Origin of the sequence: Cytobacillus firmus (genome assembly GCF_023657595.1) — a bacterium.
Classification (GTDB): Bacteria; Bacillota; Bacilli; order Bacillales; family Cytobacillaceae; genus Cytobacillus; species Cytobacillus firmus_B.
Genome location: NZ_CP098323.1, coordinates 1,417,406 through 1,432,715 on the forward strand (window position 1 = coordinate 1,417,406; position 15,310 = coordinate 1,432,715).

Below are 15,310 nucleotides of genomic sequence, written 5' to 3' on the forward strand. Positions count from 1 at the left end.
TCACTATTCCTTTCCTAGCCTGAATGTTTCATAAACGGTCCAAGAACCATTTTCCAGCTGATACAGAAGGTGAAAACGATCGATAACCTCTTCATGATTCACGGGCTGCATCCTTAAGCTTCCATAAACATCTGAATGCTCATCATTGGAGAGTTTTTGCCCGATGGTAATATGTGGGACAAAATTATACTCGGGTGTTTCTCCGCTAATATGATCATTTAGTTCAACATGTAACTCTTCGAGCTGTGCTGAAGGCTCAATTTTGAAATAAATCACATTGTTGACAGGCTGGAAAGAGCTGATTTTTGATGCATTTATTTGAAATGGTTCGTGTTTCTTAGCAATTTCATAAAGCGTTTCTGTCAGCCGCTTTATTTCTTCTTCAGATGCTTCAAAGCGCGATCTTAAAGTTATATGCGGAGAAATTAGAGCATAATGCGGGTCATACCGCTTTCTATAAGAATTGGCCAAATCCTGCAGCTTTTTTGACGGGAAAATAACGATGCCGTAATTAGTCTCCATACAACAACCTCCATGTTTATTAATAATTTTTATAATTTGCAGGTTAACTTAAATGAAAAACACTTTGTTGAACTATTATAGCAAATTTTCGAAATTCACTATATAATTATACCTTTTTTCACAATAAAAAGCAGTGAGCTTAGGTAATCTTTTTATAGCGGAGTATAGTTCTTTTCACTCAATTTCCAGTTAAAACATAAACTTTAATGCCCTTTTTAAATCAGGCTGCCAGTATGTCCAGGTATGATCTCCATCGAATTCATCATAGAAGTAAGGAAATTTCCTTTGCTTAAACAAATTGGAAAGATCCCGGTTTGGAGTAAGAAAATCTTTCTCTTCCCCTCCTGTGGTTTTTACAGATGTCTCGCCTTTCCCGATAACATGATAAATATTAAGAAGGTGAGGATGCGTAAATTCCTCTACTGCTACTGAAACGGAGTTATCAACATAAGGTGATTGAAGAATTAACCTCCCGAAAGTATTAGGGTATTGAAGGGCCGCCATTAAGGAAACAGTTGCAGCAAGGGAATCTCCCATAAGTGCTCGTCCCATTCCCATTTGATAGGTCGGGAATTCACGGTCAAGATATGGAACAAGTTCATGTGCAAGAAAACGGATATATGCATTGTGCTGTCCACCGTCCGGATGATATTTCTCCCATCTGTCCTTGACGTTTTTATAAGGGACACCAACAATAATGATGTTTTCGATTTCTTTTCCATCTAATAATTCATCTGCGATGCGTCCGACTCTTCCCAGCTGGAAGTAATCCTTCCCGTCCTGAGCTATAACAACAGTGTATTTATATAAAGGTGAGAAGGAAGGGGGCAAATAAATGAGCAGTTCAACTTCTTCACCCAGTTCTTTGCTTTGAATCCTGATATCCTGTATTGATCCTCTAGGGTAATCCATAATGTCTGTTCCTCCGTTTAGTCTTTATGTAAGAGTTTACATGATGATTTTATCATATATATATAGGAATTGCTTTTTACTTGCATTCTCATTCATAGACCGGGATACAATTTTATTTGAGTAAGTAAGTTTCCAAATCATAATGCAGCTAGGAATCATTTGACAATTCTAATAAGGTTTATGTTAGTATATAATTGATAAAATCTAAACTTTATAAGGGGGAAATAGGATGAAAAAGAGAAGTATATTCCTGGCCACAGCTCTGCTGTTAGCGCTTTCTATGGTTCTTGCAGCCTGCGGCGGCGGAAAAGATGAAGGCGGCGGAGATGGAGAAGGCGGCGCAGACAAGCCTAAGTTTATGAGCATCGTGACTGGTGGGACAGGCGGTACATACTATCCGCTGGGCGGATCATTCGCTGAGATTATTTCTGATGCTACAGGCATTGATACAAATGCAGAGGTTTCAGGTGCATCTGCAGAGAACATGAACACATTGAAAGATGGCAATGCAGAGATTGCATTCTCTCAAACTGACATTGCGTCATATGCGCAAGAAGGTAAATTAATGTTTGAAGGTGCAGCAGTTGACAATGTAAGTGCGATCGGCACACTTTATCCTGAAACAATCCAGATCGTTACTACTGCAAAATCTGGCATTAAATCTGTTGAAGACTTAAAAGGCAAAAAAGTTTCAATCGGAGCACCTGGTTCAGGAACTGCTGCAAATGCAGAGCAGATCCTTGAAGTGCATGGAATCAAATTGGATGACATCCAAAAACAGGACCTTTCTTTTGATGAGTCAACTGCCGGGATCCAGGATGGCACGATTGATGCTGCATTCGTTACAGCAGGTACACCTACAGGTGCTGTAGAAGGGCTTTCTGCAACTGAAGATGTTGTGATCGTTCCGATTGAACAGGATAAAATCGATTCATTAATTGAAAAATATCCTTACTATGTTCAGGATGAAGTGCCATCTGGAACATATAAGCTTGCAGAAGCTGTACCGACAGTAGCAGTACAGGCAATGCTTGTTGTTTCAAATGACCTTTCAGAGGATGTAGTTTACGATATTACGAAAGCAATCTTTGAGAACCTTGATAAAGTTACACATGCCAAAGGAAAAATGATTAAGGCTGAAAATGCTGTTAAAGGTACTGGTATTAAACTGCACCCTGGTGCTAAAAAGTATTTTGACGAAAAAGGCTTTAAAGCTGAATAATCTTTCACTAACATAATCCAATGATCAAATTTGGCCGGCTGTAAAACCTGATAAGGTTATTGCGCCGGTCAATTAATTTTAAAGTGAAATGGCAATCAAATGTAAAAGCTGACAATATTTTTTAGGTGGAGGTTCCATGAACTTTTTTAGGCCAGGGAATAAAAAAGCGGTCCTGGCACTCCTCGTTATCATAACCATCGCAATCATGTTCTTCATACCCATTAAGCAGGCAGTTGTTTTTGAGTATCAAAACAAAGGAAAGGTGATTGCTTATTTCCCGATTAAAGAGGACAGAACATTTAAGATAAAGTATACACATTCCATCCACCTTACAGATGTTGTTGAAAGCTATACTATAACCGGTGATGGAAGTATTAAATTGTTCGAACTTATGTATGAGGATTTTGCCATCGGCATGCCTGAAAATGCTTCAGATGGAGAAACATTTGAACAAAAGAACGGCAAATATTATATTAAGAATATGAAAAGGGTTTTTCCTTCATTTGACTTAAGGCTGGGTAAGGTCAGAGCGAATCACAGATTGATTTTGCAAGGCCAGGAATATGTCCTTACAGATTATATCGAACCCGGTACATGGGTAAGAATAAAGGCAAAAAAAATAAACTTATTCGAGGTGTTGAAAGGAGTGAATATCCTTGGAAAATAAAGGGGAAACATTATCTCTTGAGGAACAGCAGAAATTGCTGGAGAAATATGATCCAGAGGCTGGTACAAGGAAATTAGGAGGAGTATTAGGCTGGATCGTCTTTTTTGGGCTTTTAGCATTTTCGCTTTTCCATTTATATACAGGGGTTTTCGGGATGCTTACAGCCCAGCTGCAGCGTTCGATTCATTTAGGTTTTGCACTAGCCCTAATTTTTCTGTTATTCCCTGCAAGGAAGAAAGACAGAGGACGAAAGCATAAGGTTGCCTGGTACGATATCATTTTAGCTATACTGGGTATTGCTGTAGGAGCTTATTGGCCACTTTTTATTGATGAAATTGTCATGAGGGCCGGGCGTCTGACCGAGATTGATTTTTATGTTGGTTTAATTGCAGTTCTTCTGGTTCTGGAAGCGACCAGGCGTGCGGTTGGTCTTCCCATCACCATTATTGCCGTCATTTTTCTCGCCTATGCGATGTTCGGGCCATATATGCCGGCATTTTTGGCGCACCGGGGTCTTGATTTAGAAAGATTGGTGCAGACCATGTTCTTTACGACCGAGGGAATCCTGGGTACCCCTTTAGGCGTATCTGCTACGTTTATTTTCCTATTCTTGTTATTTGGTTCGTTCCTTGTAAAAACGGGGGTTGGCCAGTATTTTAATGATTTGGCCGTATCCATCGCTGGAAAGAGAACAGGCGGACCGGCGAAGGTTGCCATTTTCTCAAGTGCACTACAGGGAACAATTAGCGGAAGTTCTGTAGCTAACGTAGTAACTTCAGGCTCCTTTACCATTCCAATGATGAAAAAGCTTGGATACAAGAAAGAATTCGCTGGCGCAGTTGAAGCGACTGCATCAACCGGCGGCCAGATTATGCCTCCAATCATGGGTGCTGCTGCATTCCTGATGGTTGAGTTTATTGGCGGCGGCATTACATACTGGGATATTGCAAAGGCAGCTGCTATTCCGGCACTTCTATATTTTGCCGGGGTCTGGATAATGACTCACTTCGAAGCAAAACGTGTAGGACTTAGAGGGCTGAAAGATGAAGAGATGCCTAACCGTAAGGAAGTATTGAAGAAGATTTATCTGCTGCTGCCGATTTTGGCAGTTATCATCCTGCTAATGAGCGGAATGAGTGTAATACGTGCTGCTCTTTGGTCAATTGTAATTACGGTTGCAGTAAGTATGATAAGCAAGGAAACGCGCATTGGATTCAGAGATGCTATCGATGCTTTAGTTGATGGTGCACGCACGGCTTTGGGCGTTGCTGCAGCAACAGCTGCGGCAGGTATTATTGTTGGAGTAGTTGTTAAAACAGGTCTTGGATTAAAGATGGCGAATGGCCTTCTTGATCTTTCAGGCGGGTTGCTGATCCCAACTTTGATGCTGACAATGGTGGCAGCAATTATCCTGGGAATGGGGTCACCAACAACTGCAAACTATGTTATTACATCTACAATAGCCGCCCCGGCAATCATTCTTCTGGGCGTACCTGATTTATCTGCTCACTTATTTGTGTTCTATTTTGGTATTGTGGCAGATGTCACACCTCCAGTTGCTCTTGCAGCATTTGCGGCGGCTGGTGTATCCGGCGGAGATCCGATAAAGACTGGAGTAACAGCATCAAAGCTTGCCATCGGGGCTTTTATTATTCCATACATGTTTGTCCTTTCACCGGAGTTATTGATGATTGATACAACCTGGTATTACTTAATCTGGGTAGTATTTACTGCTTTGGCAGGTATGATGGCAATTGGCGCTGGCGTAATTGGCTACTGGCTGCGTAAATTGAATATTTTTGAAAGACTGCTGGGAATTGCAGGGGGACTTTTGCTTATCTACCCTGAAGGGGTTACTGATATTGTAGGATTAGTTATTTTTATCCTGTTGATTGCATTGCAGGTTTTCATTAAAAAAGACGATCAGGCAAAGCCGCAAACAGCTTAACTTAATAAAAAAAACTCGCGCGCTGGAGCCAGGCAGGTCCCAAATACGAAAAATAAATTTATAGAATAAAAGGAAGGATGCTCATATGAGATCCTTCCTTTTTGCTTCTCCTGCTGGGTCTGTCAGGCACCTTGGTCGCTATGGCCGATAGAAATAGTGGCACTGACGTAATCTTCTTCGCTACTGGTTAATAGAACAGTGAATGTACCGGGTTCATCGCCTTCATATACTTCTTCACTGAGGGTTTCTTTTAATAGTTTGCTTTTATACTCAATGATTTCACGCTGGTTATTATCATCTTTAACTCTGTTAACTTCCTCAGCATCTTTCGGAATCCTTTTTTCGATAAATGCAAGAGCCTCTTCATTACTCATATCTTTTTCCATATCTTCAAATTGCAGCTCAACATTAACTGCGCGATGGGTTTTAAACTCTACCAGCATACTGTCTCCATTAAAGCGGGCTATCTCCTCGTTGTTTTTATTTTCACCATAAGCCTCTGTGAAAAGGTCTCGAGTGTCTCCCAAGCCAACTTCTTCAGTTATTCTTTTGTTTTCTTCGGGTGTTTCCTCCGTTTCTGCCCGCTGTTCTTCCATAGAAGGGTTGTTTTTGTCTTCCTCCTCTACAATTTGCTCTTCAGTCTGATTACAGCCTGCCAGTAAAAGGCTGCCTGCAAACAATGCAGTAATTAAAGAGTTAGTTTTCATAACATCCTTCCTTTCCTAATCATGGGGAATTTTAGTGTCCATTCCCAGTTAGAGAATATATACCCCAAAGGGAGCAGGATAATCGGGAAGGAGGCATAATAAAAAGCCGTACTTCTTCTGTGAAATACAGCCTTGATGAATGAAGTGAACTGGTCTTTTAGCTGATCTGGCGAGCCTTCTTTTCGGGTAAAATGGACATGATATGATTCAAATTAAAGATACGCATTTGTTTTCTATATAAACAATAGGCTAAAATCGTGCTGCCTCGAAGTTCTTTGATTAATATTTTTCTTTGTGAAAATGAATTGCGTTTGGAGAGATAAATGATTTCCACAGGCTTTCTCTCTTCCATAGCTCGATAAAGAATTCCTTTCATAGAGAAACCCCTCCTTACTTTTATTTACATTATAAACGAACGTGCGTTCCTGATCAAGTGAAATGCGAAAATTTGTTCGCATAAAAAAAGACCTCATAAATGAAGTCTTTTAAATTATCTTTAATCCCTTATCTTTTAAGTGATTTAGAAGGACAGTCCCATATTGTATGGCATAGCCTAAAAAGATGGCTACTAACAAAGTACCCATTCCGACCGGACCGCCTAAGAGAAGGCCAATGGCCAGTGCTAAAAATTCATTAATAATACGTGCAGTCTTCATACTGATATTGAGCCTTTTGGCAGTTGCGATCATTAATCCATCAATGGGGCCGCTGAATAATTGCGGTCGGATATAGATAGATACTCCGAAGCCCAGAAGTATAATACCAGTAAAGAAGGCAAGTATCTGATAGGGATAGTGTGTAACGGTGAAGCCGCTAAAAACAAGCTCCATCCAAAAATCGATCCCCAGACTCGCTAAAATGGTTCCAATAAATGATTTAAACTGCGGCTTTTCCCAGGAAAGTATGGCATTGAAAAATATAAGGGAAGCCGTAACCAGGAATGACCAGGTTCCAATGGTAAGACCGAATTTATTGAAAAGCCCAACATAAACAGTGTCCCAGGCACCTGCACCAAGATTGGATAAGATGATTAGTGAAACACCAAGAGTGAGAATTAAATAACCTGCAATTATTTGAATGAATGTAGTGTGTTTAATCATGTAGAATCCTCCCCAATACATATTACAGCATTTAAATAATTACTCAAGGGGAAGAAGATATCCAATAGATTCCATGATGAATAATCATAGAAAAACAGCTCCCGTAAATGGGAGCTGCTCAATGATAATTATACTTTAATATCAATATTTGCATTTTTCTTCAAATCTTCTACATGCTTAACGAGCATTTCCTGCTGTTTTTGCTGTTCGAGCTGCTGTTTGATCTGCGGTTTTACTTCTTCCAATTTAGGGGGCTCCTGTCCTTCAGCACCACCCTGGCTTGCATATTCTTCATAGAATTTTTGAATTTCAGCATCTGTAACATTCTCAGGTTTAATCTCGCCTTCGATGTATTTCGTATATTTAATATTGTTGGCAATTTCCTTCTCTAATGAATCGGGATTAAGGCCAGCCTGTTTCATTGCTGTTTCAAATTCCTTATCATTTTTGAATTGTCCTTTTGTTTCTTCGAGCTGCTTTTTGACTTCTTCATCAGAAGCTTTATAGCCTTTTTTATCAGCCTCCTGGAGAAGAAGTGTCTGGCCCACAAGACTATCAAGTGTCTGCTTCTTAATTTTCTCGGCAGCATCTTTTGTAGTAGGGTCTTGTCCCATTTGCTGATACATCATTTGTGAAGAAGTAAGTACACTGTTATACTCACGTCCAAGAACTTCCTGGTCATTCACAATTGCAACTGTCTTTTCTTCATCAAGCTTTTGCTTATCCATTTTCTTTTGCATTTCTTCCATTTGCTTTTGCTGGTCCTGCTGATCGGTTTCAGCTGTTTTCGGCTCTTCTTTTTTATCTGCACTCTTGCTTTTATCGTCAGCTCCGCAAGCAGCTAAAACAGCAGATATTAATACTAGTAAAAAGGGATACATTAGTTTCTTCATTGATATTTCTCCTTCCGTAACCCTGTATAGTTTGATTCAACTAACAAATGAATCATATAGAGGGCATTATAAAGCAAAAATTCTCAAAAAGATACCTTTAAGGCATAAATGCATAAATTGTAATGGGAATGTAATCTAGCTTCCCGGCTGCTAACTTTATAGTCTATGGATGAAATATAGGTATTGACTTTTATGTTAGAAAGAAGTATATTTTATATTGTCCCCAATACAGGGAAATATTCATAACGATTCCGTAGCTCAGCTGGGAGAGCGCTACCTTGACAGGGTAGAGGTCGCTGGTTCGAACCCAGTCGGAATCATACTTAAAATGCCTGGCTGTCGTAGCCAGGCATTTTTTTGTTGATAGGAAATTTGTTTTTGAACTGAGAACTACCGATGTTTTAACGAAACAGTGATAGGGAATCGTTAAAATATAAAAATTCACAAAATAATTTTTATTGAAAATCTATGCTATAATTTTATTGTGAAATTACAAGAGTTAGGGGATATTTCTATGTTGAAAGATCTGTTTATAGGCCTTTCCCAAAACGAATTTCTGAATAGTGCCGCAAAGAAATACGGATTGAAATTGGGTGCGCAGAATGTAGTTGCGGGGACAAATTTAGAAGAAGCTATTCAGAGCATAAAAGAGCTTAATGCTCATGGCATCTCTTGTACTGTCGATAACCTCGGGGAATTTGTATATAAAAAAGAAGAGGCGGCAGAAGCGAAAAAACAAATAATAGAAGTGATAGAGGCGATTCATGAAAATCAGGTGGATGCACATATCTCTTTAAAGCCTTCTCAATTAGGCCTTGATATTGACTACTCTTTCTGCCTGGAAAATGTTAGGGAGATAGTAGAGAGAGCAAGCCAGTATGGTATATTTGTGAATATGGATATGGAAGACTCTAAGCGCTTGCAGCCTTCCTTTGACATTCTGGATGAATTATCTAAGGAATACAATAACTTCGGTACAGTTATTCAGGCATATTTCCTGGATGCTGAAGAAGACCTGAAGAAATATCAGAATTTCCGGCTGCGGATTGTCAAAGGTGCTTACAAGGAGCCTGAAGAAATTGCTTATCAGGACAAAAATGACATTGACGCTAACTTTATTAAATTAATAGAATGGCATCTGTTGAATGGCAAATTCACGTCTATTGCAACACATGACCATAATGTAATTAATCATGTAAAAGATTTTGTAAGGGCTAACAATATCCCTAAAGATAAATTTGAATTTCAAATGCTCTATGGCTTCCGCAAGGATATGCAGCTGAAGCTTGCTGGTGAAGGCTATAATTTCTGCACATATGTTCCTTTTGGACATGACTGGTATGGCTACTTCATGAGACGCCTGGCAGAACGGCCGCAGAACTTAAACCTTGTGGCTAAGCAGGTATTTACCAAGAAAACAAATACAGTCATTGGTGTTGCAGCAGGAGCTTTCTTATTAGGCAGATTGACAAAGAAACGGAAAAAATAATAATGCAGGAGCCTCCCTATAAATTTTAACGGGAGGCTTTTTATCTTTTTATAAAGGAATTCTTGGCTATGGCTGCGAATTTATTTTTAGGAATGATTTGGAATGAGAGGAAAGATGACATGGATTTACAACTGAAACCTGTTACAGAGAAAAATTTTTTTGAGATTATAAATTTGAAATCTGAAGAAGAGCAGGAAAAGAAGTTTCAAATTTTCGAAAGGTTTGTCGGTTCCAATGCTTTTTTCATTGCTCTGGCTTCAGTCAATGGCTGGACATGTAAAGGTATATACGATAGCGAATCATTAATTGGCTTTGCGACTCATGGTCTGGATAAAGAGCATGGCCGCTATGAACTTGTCAGTCTGATGCTTGGACATCAATTTCAGGGGAAAGGCTATGGCATACCGGCTATTAAGCTTGTAATTGAGGAAATGAAAGAGAAATATGGGTGCCATGAAATCTACCTATCTGTCATCAAGGAGAACGAGCCGGCTATTCGTGTATATGAGAAAGTTGGTTTTGAACCGACAGGGGAGATTTTTCAGGCCTTTCATCCCGAACCGGTTTACAGGCTGACGGTATAAAGAAAATCCCTGACTTCATTGTCAGGGATTTTCTTTATGGCTAAATTTCAATTTCCACTCCATAATGATCGGAAATGATGGGTTTGTTTATGCCATTAAAAATAACTCGTGAATATTTTGGATGGATCGGATACGATGATAAAATCAAGTCGATGCGCATCTCATGTTTATTTTCGTCCCAGCCGGCAATTTTGCCTTTAACCGTCACTCCTGAATCCTGCTTGTCTGCTAATTCAAAAGTGTCATAAAGCCCTTTGCCGATGAGAAAGTCATAACCTTCATTGCGGACATACGCCGAGCTGTTGAAATCACCCATAAAAATGGCGGGTTCATCTTTAGATGCAAGTGCAAGAAGAGATTCAGCCTGAAACTTAAAGGATTCTTCTTCATCATCCCACCAGCCAAGGTGACAAGAATAAAAGGTAATTGGTCTGTTTTTGTAAACTAATTTAACACCAATAATTTTTCGTGTCTTCCAGTGTGCCTGGTCTTTATTTTGGGTAATAAAGAAGGAAAAATCCTCCTTTATTTCATGCTTTGTCAATATGGCAAGACCCTCTTCGTAAATATCATATCCAATATGTGAGAAATCCCATTTAAAAACGTAATCTTCCACACCTATTTTTCTCAATTCTTCAATTAACAGCAGTGCATAGTTATCTTTTTTAATATGGCCATCTATTAAAGGGGCTTTGATATGCTGGCTGACTTCCTGCAGAGCGATGACATCATAGCGGTTCTCCTTAATAGCCTCAGCAAGAATTTTGATTTTTTCCAGCTGCTGTTCCTCCTGCCATGAGTGACAGTTTAGAGTTAATAATTTCATTGTTAAGCTCCCAGAAGGTCTTGGATATCAGATTTAAGGACATCTGCCTTTGGTCCATAAATTGCCTGAACGCCTTTGTCCTTAACGATAAGACCTAAAGCTCCATTCTTCTTCCAGTCCTGTTCACCAGCAACTGATGCAGTGTCCTTTACTGTGACACGCAAGCGGGTCATACAGGCATCAACGTCTTCAATATTTTCTTTTCCGCCTAATAATTCGATTAACACAGGAGCCAGTGAATTTTTCTTGACTGAAGTTTCAGAAGATGAAGCATTATTTTCTTCTTCAATATAGTTTCCATTGCGTCCTGGTGTAGGGAAGTTAAATTTTCTGATCATAAAATTGGCAACCCAAAAGTTTAGTCCGAAGAATACAAGGCAGGCAATTACAAAGTTTACAAGATCCAGCCATAAGCCAGCTTTTATAATCATTGGTGTTCTTGTAATCAATTCAATGATGCCAAAAGAATGAACACGGATATTAATAATGTCAACGACTGCAAATGCCAGACCTGTCATAACTGCATACACGATATAAAGAAGTGGAGCAGCAAACATAAACATAAATTCTATCGGTTCTGTTACTCCAGTTAAGAATACTGCCAAACCAGCTGAGAAGAACATCGATTTGTATTTCTTCTTTTTCTCAGGATCTACATTGCGGTACATTGCAAGCGCAATTCCCAATAAGGCAGCAGCGGACAGAATCATTTGGCCAACTTTAAAGCGGGCAGGGGTAACGTCATTCAGCAATTGCTTATAGCTTTCTGTATCTCCTGCAGCCAAAAAGTTATTCAGGTCGGCAATCCATGCGAGCCATAGCGGATCTTGTCCAGCGACCGTTGAACCTGCATTAGAGCCTGTGAGGATTTTGTAAGTTCCGCCGAGCTCTGTATAATTAATTGGGACTGTCAGCATATGATGCAATCCAAATGGAAGAAGCAATCTTTCCAGTGCACCAAAAACAAATGGAGCGATAACTGGTGCTGTATTCCGTGATGTAGCAATCCATTGTCCGAAATCATTTAATAATCCTTGAATAAATGGCCAAACAATTGATAAGACCAAGGCTGCTGCAACAGAGCCGGCGATTACAGTGAAGGGTACAAATCGCTTTCCATTGAAAAAGGAAAGTGAATTTGGCAATTTATCATAGTTATAATACTTGTTAAATAAATTTGCGCCAAGAAAACCTGAAATTATCCCGACGAATACTCCCATATTTAATGCTGGTGCACCTAAAACAGAAGTGAAATAGTCCGGGACAATAAGATCTTGTCCAAAAAGGGATTTTACCGTGGCCTCGGTATTACCTAACATGTCGGACTTTACTCCGAATATGGCGCCTGTAATTCTATTAATCAGAATGAAAGCAATAAGAGCTGCAAACGCTCCGCCTGCACGCTCCTTAGCCCAGGAACCGCCAATTGCAACTGCAAATAAGATATGAAGATTTGTAATAATGGCCCAGCCGATATCCTCCAAAACTCGTGCAATCGCTTGCACAAATGCTATGTCAGTACCTGACATGCCAACAAGCTTGCCAAGTGAAATCATAATACCTGCAGCTGGCATTACAGCCACTACTACAAGTAATGCCTTTCCAAACTTTTGCCAGAAATCAAAAGAAAATAATTTTTTCATTGTTCTTCTCTCCCTTATTGTATGGGCTTTCATTATGTGGACTAAAAAAGCATTCCCATAATTTCACGATAAAAAATTTCGATGAATGCATGAATTTATTCTATGAAAATACTATTTAGTTTAATTATTATCTTAAAATAACACGGGCAGGAAAATGATGCAACCGTTTGCCTAAAAAATTATTTTAGACGTTTAAGGATATCAAAGGTTTGCATTGAAAGTAATTTATAAGTCATTCATCATAAGGAAATATGGTTTTTGCATAAAAATAAATTTGTATTTTTAAAAATACATTTTTCTCTTGCTAAAGAAGTATTTCATCCTTTAGAATTTACTAAAAGAAGGATTACCTTCACATAAAAGAGTGGATTTCTAAACGAAATGTAAATAAAAATAATTTTGAATAGTAGAAAATCTTCTTGTTTGAGAAGCATTTCATGCTTTATAATTTGCATAAGAAGTTTTTCCTTCACTATTCATGAGGAGCCGGCATGGATAAGAAAACAATGAACCAGATGATTAAAGAAAGCTATTCATCCCTCTCGCCAGGACAGAGGAAAGCAGCTGAATTTATTATGGAGCATGCTAATGAGGCGGTGTTGTTAACCGCATTTCAAGTTGGCAGAAATGCAGGAGTCAGTGAGACAACGGTCATTCGGCTTGCATATGCACTTGGGTTCAGCGGTTATTCCCAAATGCAGGAACAAATCAGAAAAGACTGGCTAGCAGGGAAACAGCAGGCTGCAAATGAAAATGACTCTTACATAATAAATGCAGCGAAAGAGAACCTGTTTAAGAGAGTCATTGATCAAGAGAGGAAAATACTTCGGCAATTGCTTGATCAGGTTGATGAAAGAGAACTTTGGAAAGCAATTGATGCCTTAATTCAGGCAGACAGGGTTTATATTGGGGGTTTTGGCAGCTCTTATGCGGCCTCATACTGGTTCTATTACACTCTTAAACAAATGAGGGTAAATGTCTATATCTCAGGCCCTCACGGTTTTCTTCCTGAGGATGTGTGTGATTTGACAGAACAGTCAGCAGTTGTCATTTTTTCTTTCCCTCGCTATCGAAAGGAAACCTTAAAGCTGGCCTCATTCGCTAAGAGGAAGGGATCCAGGGTGATTGCCATTACAGACAGACAGCTTTCGCCAATTGGGCAGATGGCTGCAGTCACACTTACTACTGATGAACTAATGGATACCGGACATCATTCAATTGCATCGGTTATTAGTTTACTGGAAGTGCTGATCGCGGGTATCGATGAACAGGATCGTGAAAGGATTGCCAAGAGACAGCAGGAACTGGAAATCTTATACGCTGATCAGGAGTTATTTGTTGAATAAAGCTGAACAGCAGGAGTGTTAAAATCAGAAAAATAAAAGGGGGCATACGTATGAGCAGTCTTTCAAAGAAATTAATTCAGCAGGAGGAAAGGCAAGCCTACACAACCGGGGACTATTTAAAATTTTTAATTCCTTCTCTGATCGGGGTTTTACTATTTATGGTGCCGATTCAAGGAGAAGAAGGGATTACAATCCCGGTTGCATATTTAGCAAATCAAATTAACGGGCTGCTGGGTGCTTCCATACCTGCGATTACTGTTACTATAATGGCTCTATCAGTTATTGGTTCACTGATAGCAGTAGTTTTTAAACCGGGCTTTATCTTAAACAGCCCTTATTTGAACAAATTGCTAAATGTAAGTAAATTTTGGGTAGCGGCCCGTTTGCTTGGAACAGTTTTTGCTATTATTACTTTATTTGAGATTGGTCTGGAACCAGTATATTCAGAGAACACTGGCGCACTTTTAATCTATGATCTAATTCCGATCCTGTTTACTACCTTTCTTCTGGCAGGTTTATTGCTGCCGCTTTTATTAAATTTTGGCCTGCTCGAATTTTTTGGTGCATTATTGATTAAAGTGATGAGACCTGTTTTTAAGCTGCCGGGACGTTCTTCGCTTGATTGTCTGGCATCATGGGTAGGTGATGGAACAATTGGAGTCCTGCTGACGACAAAACAATATGAAGAAGGATATTATACAAAGCGGGAGGCGGCAGTTGTTGCAACTACCTTCTCGGTTGTTTCCATAACGTTTACGATTGTCATTATTCAATATTTAAATTTAGAGCAATATTTCATACATTACTATTTAACAATTATCCTTGCTGGTCTGGTGGCAGCTGTAGTAATGCCGCGGATTCCGCCATTGTCCAGAAAAGCTGATACTGCTTATGAAGGAACAGTGATGAAAGAGGAAACTTCTATTCCTTCACATACTACACCTGTTAAATGGGGATTAAATAATGCTATTAAGAAAGCGCGTACAAATAATAGTGCAGGCGCTGTTGTAAAAGAAGGTTTGGAGAATGTTTTAGACATGTGGATGGGAGTTCTGCCGATTGTTATGGCAATTGGAACGGTTGCCCTGGTGATTGCTGAATTCACCCCGGCTTTTACGATTCTTGGCAAGCCGTTTGAGCCAGTCCTGGCTCTAATGCAAATTCCGGAAGCGGCAGAAGCGGCCCAGACAATGGTGGTTGGATTTGCAGACATGTTCCTTCCGGCAGTCATCGGCAGCGGCATTGAAAGTGAAATGACGAGATTTGTCATTGCCTGTGTCTCTGTAACACAGCTCGTTTACATGTCTGAAATGGGCGGCCTGCTTTTAGGGTCAAATCTCCCTGTCAGCATAAAAGATTTAATTCTTATATTCCTTCTCCGTACTATTATTACGCTGCCGATTGTAGCTGTTGTAGCTCATATTATATTTTAGGGGTTTTATCGCAATTAT

15 protein-coding genes and 1 tRNA gene are annotated in these 15,310 nt (G+C 39.6%); 8 read left to right on the forward strand and 8 right to left on the reverse strand.

The features are described from left to right. Positions 1–3 precede the first annotated feature (3 nt). On the reverse strand, positions 4–522 hold the full coding sequence (locus NAF01_RS07420; RefSeq protein ID WP_222497337.1) for a YjcG family protein: 519 nt from the start codon (positions 520–522) through the stop codon (positions 4–6). Positions 523–711: 189 nt separating this feature from the next. Next, positions 712–1,434: an alpha/beta hydrolase gene (locus tag NAF01_RS07425; protein WP_250802031.1), complete on the reverse strand. Its 723-nt coding sequence runs from the start codon at positions 1,432–1,434 to the stop codon at positions 712–714. A gap of 229 nt (positions 1,435–1,663) precedes the next feature. On the opposite strand from NAF01_RS07425, the gene NAF01_RS07430 reads away from it, so the two are divergent. The 3 genes from NAF01_RS07430 to NAF01_RS07440 all read left to right on the forward strand — a co-directional run bounded on the left by NAF01_RS07430 (position 1,664) and on the right by NAF01_RS07440 (position 5,271). Next, positions 1,664–2,656, forward strand: coding sequence for a TAXI family TRAP transporter solute-binding subunit (locus tag NAF01_RS07430; protein ID WP_250802032.1), 993 nt, complete (start codon positions 1,664–1,666; stop codon positions 2,654–2,656). A 136-nt stretch (positions 2,657–2,792) separates the two neighbouring features. Continuing rightward, on the forward strand, positions 2,793–3,323 hold the full coding sequence (locus NAF01_RS07435) for a DUF1850 domain-containing protein (protein WP_250802033.1): 531 nt from the start codon (positions 2,793–2,795) through the stop codon (positions 3,321–3,323). Then, positions 3,313–5,271: a TRAP transporter permease gene (locus tag NAF01_RS07440; RefSeq protein WP_019381507.1), complete on the forward strand. Its 1,959-nt coding sequence runs from the start codon at positions 3,313–3,315 to the stop codon at positions 5,269–5,271. The genes NAF01_RS07435 and NAF01_RS07440 overlap by 11 nt, the downstream gene beginning before the upstream one ends. Before the next feature lie 122 nt (positions 5,272–5,393). On the opposite strand, the gene NAF01_RS07445 is transcribed toward NAF01_RS07440, so the two are convergent. The 4 genes from NAF01_RS07445 to NAF01_RS07460 form a co-directional block, all read right to left on the reverse strand. Beyond that, positions 5,394–5,978, reverse strand: a complete 585-nt coding sequence (locus NAF01_RS07445) for a hypothetical protein (protein WP_250802034.1) — start codon at positions 5,976–5,978, stop codon at positions 5,394–5,396. Positions 5,979–6,135: 157 nt separating this feature from the next. Further along, on the reverse strand, positions 6,136–6,354 hold the full coding sequence (locus tag NAF01_RS07450) for a hypothetical protein (RefSeq protein ID WP_048009084.1): 219 nt from the start codon (positions 6,352–6,354) through the stop codon (positions 6,136–6,138). 109 nt (positions 6,355–6,463) lie between these two features. Continuing rightward, a complete protein-coding gene (locus NAF01_RS07455; protein WP_222497330.1) occupies positions 6,464–7,078 on the reverse strand; it encodes a YczE/YyaS/YitT family protein in 615 nt (204 codons plus the stop codon). A 128-nt stretch (positions 7,079–7,206) separates the two neighbouring features. Further along, positions 7,207–7,971 (reverse strand): SurA N-terminal domain-containing protein, encoded by a 765-nt coding sequence (locus NAF01_RS07460; protein ID WP_250802035.1) that lies wholly within the window; start codon positions 7,969–7,971, stop codon positions 7,207–7,209. Between the two features lie 247 nt (positions 7,972–8,218). Between NAF01_RS07460 and NAF01_RS07465 the strand changes: the two genes are divergently transcribed. The 3 genes from NAF01_RS07465 to NAF01_RS07475 all read left to right on the forward strand — a co-directional run bounded on the left by NAF01_RS07465 (position 8,219) and on the right by NAF01_RS07475 (position 10,044). Next, positions 8,219–8,291: transfer RNA gene (locus tag NAF01_RS07465), tRNA-Val, on the forward strand. 194 nt (positions 8,292–8,485) lie between these two features. Next, on the forward strand, positions 8,486–9,460 hold the full coding sequence (locus tag NAF01_RS07470) for a proline dehydrogenase family protein (RefSeq protein ID WP_248346717.1): 975 nt from the start codon (positions 8,486–8,488) through the stop codon (positions 9,458–9,460). Positions 9,461–9,579: 119 nt separating this feature from the next. Continuing rightward, positions 9,580–10,044, forward strand: a complete 465-nt coding sequence (locus tag NAF01_RS07475; RefSeq protein ID WP_250802036.1) for a GNAT family N-acetyltransferase — start codon at positions 9,580–9,582, stop codon at positions 10,042–10,044. 40 nt (positions 10,045–10,084) lie between these two features. Here NAF01_RS07475 and NAF01_RS07480 read toward each other — a convergent pair whose 3' ends face one another. Both NAF01_RS07480 and NAF01_RS07485 read right to left on the reverse strand, forming a co-directional pair. Then, positions 10,085–10,870 (reverse strand): endonuclease/exonuclease/phosphatase family protein, encoded by a 786-nt coding sequence (locus tag NAF01_RS07480; protein WP_222497325.1) that lies wholly within the window; start codon positions 10,868–10,870, stop codon positions 10,085–10,087. A 2-nt stretch (positions 10,871–10,872) separates the two neighbouring features. Next, complete coding sequence (locus NAF01_RS07485) at positions 10,873–12,513, reverse strand: PTS transporter subunit IIBC (RefSeq protein ID WP_250802037.1); 1,641 nt, start codon at positions 12,511–12,513, stop codon at positions 10,873–10,875. Between the two features lie 491 nt (positions 12,514–13,004). On the opposite strand from NAF01_RS07485, the gene NAF01_RS07490 reads away from it, so the two are divergent. Further along, positions 13,005–13,859: a MurR/RpiR family transcriptional regulator gene (locus NAF01_RS07490; RefSeq protein ID WP_250802038.1), complete on the forward strand. Its 855-nt coding sequence runs from the start codon at positions 13,005–13,007 to the stop codon at positions 13,857–13,859. Positions 13,860–13,909: 50 nt separating this feature from the next. Then, a complete protein-coding gene (locus NAF01_RS07495) occupies positions 13,910–15,292 on the forward strand; it encodes a YjiH family protein (RefSeq protein WP_250802039.1) in 1,383 nt (460 codons plus the stop codon). Positions 15,293–15,310: the final 18 nt, after the last annotated feature.

Excerpts from the sequence above, each read along its gene's own strand:
- NAF01_RS07470 (WP_248346717.1), top strand. The coding sequence starts at position 8,486 with ATGTTGAAAGATCTGTTTATAGGCCTTTCCCAAAACGAATTTCTGAAT.
- NAF01_RS07485 (WP_250802037.1), bottom strand. The coding sequence starts at position 12,513 with ATGAAAAAATTATTTTCTTTTGATTTCTGGCAAAAGTTTGGAAAGGCA.
- NAF01_RS07455 (WP_222497330.1), bottom strand. The coding sequence starts at position 7,078 with ATGATTAAACACACTACATTCATTCAAATAATTGCAGGTTATTTAATT.
- NAF01_RS07490 (WP_250802038.1), top strand. The coding sequence starts at position 13,005 with ATGGATAAGAAAACAATGAACCAGATGATTAAAGAAAGCTATTCATCC.
- NAF01_RS07480 (WP_222497325.1), bottom strand. The coding sequence starts at position 10,870 with ATGAAATTATTAACTCTAAACTGTCACTCATGGCAGGAGGAACAGCAG.
- NAF01_RS07450 (WP_048009084.1), bottom strand. The coding sequence starts at position 6,354 with ATGAAAGGAATTCTTTATCGAGCTATGGAAGAGAGAAAGCCTGTGGAA.
- NAF01_RS07495 (WP_250802039.1), top strand. The coding sequence starts at position 13,910 with ATGAGCAGTCTTTCAAAGAAATTAATTCAGCAGGAGGAAAGGCAAGCC.
- NAF01_RS07445 (WP_250802034.1), bottom strand. The coding sequence starts at position 5,978 with ATGAAAACTAACTCTTTAATTACTGCATTGTTTGCAGGCAGCCTTTTA.
- NAF01_RS07475 (WP_250802036.1), top strand. The coding sequence starts at position 9,580 with ATGGATTTACAACTGAAACCTGTTACAGAGAAAAATTTTTTTGAGATT.
- NAF01_RS07420 (WP_222497337.1), bottom strand. The coding sequence starts at position 522 with ATGGAGACTAATTACGGCATCGTTATTTTCCCGTCAAAAAAGCTGCAG.
- NAF01_RS07425 (WP_250802031.1), bottom strand. The coding sequence starts at position 1,434 with ATGGATTACCCTAGAGGATCAATACAGGATATCAGGATTCAAAGCAAA.
- NAF01_RS07430 (WP_250802032.1), top strand. The coding sequence starts at position 1,664 with ATGAAAAAGAGAAGTATATTCCTGGCCACAGCTCTGCTGTTAGCGCTT.
- NAF01_RS07460 (WP_250802035.1), bottom strand. The coding sequence starts at position 7,971 with ATGAAGAAACTAATGTATCCCTTTTTACTAGTATTAATATCTGCTGTT.
- NAF01_RS07435 (WP_250802033.1), top strand. The coding sequence starts at position 2,793 with ATGAACTTTTTTAGGCCAGGGAATAAAAAAGCGGTCCTGGCACTCCTC.